This is a genomic window from Vibrio sp. Vb0937, from assembly GCF_033338855.1.
This window is the reverse complement of sequence record NZ_JAWOTK010000065.1, coordinates 1-2570: the sequence shown is the minus strand read 5'-3', so window position 1 is coordinate 2570 and position 2570 is coordinate 1. Positions and strand designations below refer to the sequence as shown.

The 2570-nt window shown below is 45.4% G+C and carries 4 protein-coding genes; 2 read left to right on the top strand and 2 right to left on the bottom strand.

Going from position 1 to position 2570, the window contains the following annotated elements; genetic code table 11:
• On the top strand, positions 1-617 hold a 617-nt coding region (gene mutH, locus R7P67_RS23050; RefSeq protein ID WP_318086103.1), incomplete at its 5' end, for a DNA mismatch repair endonuclease MutH.
• Between the two features lie 14 nt (positions 618-631).
• Here the strand turns inward: mutH and R7P67_RS23045 are convergent.
• The gene (locus tag R7P67_RS23045; protein ID WP_005481791.1) at positions 632-943 is read right to left on the bottom strand and encodes a DUF6482 family protein; all 312 of its coding nucleotides are present in this window, start codon (positions 941-943) and stop codon (positions 632-634) included.
• 156 nt (positions 944-1099) lie between these two features.
• Here R7P67_RS23045 and R7P67_RS23040 point away from each other — a divergent pair, with 156 nt between their 5' ends.
• Positions 1100-2134: an NADP(H)-dependent aldo-keto reductase gene (locus R7P67_RS23040; protein ID WP_005488759.1), complete on the top strand. Its 1035-nt coding sequence runs from the start codon at positions 1100-1102 to the stop codon at positions 2132-2134.
• 133 nt (positions 2135-2267) lie between these two features.
• Here the strand turns inward: R7P67_RS23040 and R7P67_RS23035 are convergent, their stop codons facing one another.
• Entirely contained in the window at positions 2268-2519 is a 252-nt protein-coding gene (locus R7P67_RS23035) for a hypothetical protein (RefSeq protein ID WP_005459410.1), read from the bottom strand.
• Positions 2520-2570 lie beyond the last annotated feature (51 nt).

The following is a 2570-nucleotide window of genomic DNA, read 5'->3' as shown; positions in this document are numbered from 1 at the left end:
GTTTTGCGGAATTAGCGGACGAAGCAGGGATGACCGTTCCAGAAAACCTCAAACGCGATAAAGGCTGGGTGGGACAATTGCTGGAATGGCATTTGGGCGCTCCTGCGGGTAGCAAACCTCAACAAGACTTTTCCAAACTTGGTATCGAGTTAAAGAGCATTCCAATTGGCTACAACGGACGACCGTTAGAAACTACATTTGTATGCGTTGCACCCTTAACTGGTGTTCAAGGACTGACATGGGAAACCAGCCATGTGCGCAATAAGCTCTCGCGCGTATTGTGGGTTCCTGTAGAAGGTGAACGAGAAATCCCCCTTGCCGAGCGTCGTGTAGGGACGCCTCTTATTTGGTCGCCAGATAAAGAAGAGGAGCAGATCTTACGAAATGACTGGGAAGAACTGATGGAAATGATCGTCTTTGGCAAATTTGATCAAATTTCAGCCAGACATGGCGAAGCGCTTCACCTGCGCCCAAAGGCCGCTAATGCCAAAGCACTAACTGAAGCCTATAGCTCCAACGGGAAACCAATGAAGACGCTACCACGAGGCTTTTACCTGCGAACACAATTCACCGAACAGATCTTACTGAAGCACTATATCAATGTGCAATCTGAGTAACTCATCTGTTCACTCTAATGGGTAACCAACGATAATTCGATATCGCAGTAAGAGGCAGTACCCTCACTACCGCACTCATCGTAAGCGTTGTGTAACCGCAAATAAGCTTTGTCGATACCTAACCTGAGCAGCTCTTCTTTCACCAAATCTAAGGAACCAAAATGAAGCGGTTCCTCTCCATCTTTAATCGGCTCGAGCTGGTGCTTATATTCCACAGCTAGCAAATAGTCAGAGACATCGGAACACCCAATGACAAATACTTTGGGTAACGTATAGGTGTCTTTATGTTGACCATGTAGCCACATGTCCAGTTGATGCTTCTGCATAGTGCACCTCCTTCACAAGATCTTTTTAGTGTAGTTGGGGGATGAATACCTTTCGAGCCACACTTGCGCTTATACGTAAATGATTTGCGATAGCGACCAAAAATCCCATATATTGATGGATAACCTATTCAGTTGGCTATTTTTCAAGGAAGTGAAATGCAATACACCAAACTACCGCACTCATCACTCGAGATCAGTAAAATCTGTCTCGGCACTATGACTTTTGGTGAGCAAAATATCGAACAGGAAGCTTTTGAGCAGCTCGACTTTGCTGTCGATCATGGGGTGAACTTCATTGATACCGCAGAGATGTACCCTGTTCCGCCAAAAGCAGAAACACAAGGCCTAACAGAACAATACATCGGCAACTGGCTGACAAAATCCGGCAAGCGAGAAAAAGTCGTTCTAGCGACAAAAGTGGCAGGGCCGCGCAATGTGCCTCACATCCGTGAAAACATGAGTTTAAATCGTCGCAATATCCATGATGCCATCGACTCTAGCCTTCAACGACTCCAAACCGATTACGTAGATTTGTACCAACTTCACTGGCCACAGCGTCAAACTAACTGCTTTGGCCAACTCAACTACCCTTACCCAGACAAGCAAGAAGAAGTGACGTTAATTGAAACCCTAGAAGCATTAACTGAACTGGTTAAGATGGGTAAAGTGCGTTACATCGGCGTATCTAACGAAACACCTTGGGGGGTGATGTCTTTGCTTCGTTTAGCGGAGAAGCATGATTTACCGCGTATCGTTTCAATTCAAAATCCATACAATCTACTCAACCGCAGCTTCGAAGTGGGTTTGTCTGAAATCAGCCATTATGAAGGTGTCCAACTGTTAGCGTATTCACCTCTGGCGTTTGGTTGTTTGAGTGGTAAATACTTACATGGCGCAAAACCAGAAGGTGCACGCTGTACTAAGTGGGAGCGTTTCGCTCGTTACTTCACGCCTCAAGGCGTCAAAGCGACAGAAGCATACGTGAACTTGGCGCGTGAGCATGGCCTAGATCCTGCGCAAATGGCATTGGCGTTCGTCAATCAACGTCCATTTGTCGCTTCCAACATCATCGGTGCGACCAACCTTGATCAACTTAAAGCCAACATTGACAGCATCGATATCAAGCTTAGTGATGAGCTGTTAACAGACATTCAAGCGATCGGTACTACCTACTCTAACCCATGTCCATAAAAGCAAACAGGCTGACCATATAGGTCAGCCTGTTAATAGCACTTAGAACAAATCTATTTCGATATGCGTTTACAGCGTGTTGAGCTTTTAGGGTTAACTAAAGCGTAATGTTGGAAGCTCAACACGCTATAGATTACGTCGGTATTCGCGCAGTTAGCACTCGACGAAGATGACGAACTCGACGTTCAACTTTAACCGCTTCAGGCACGCTGGTTTGAGTAACTCGCCCTTCACGATCTAAACCAATATCCCTTAATAAATGAACATTGGTCCATGGAACATCATGAGAACTGCGGCGCACGGTACGTTGCCATTCTCTCTCTTCACGTTTTAAATCCGCTTTAATAAGCAAAGTCGCCAATGTTAAGTAAATTGAGTGACGCATAATTTTTCTCCAATTAAACGATAAATGATCGACTGGGAAAAATAGTACGCA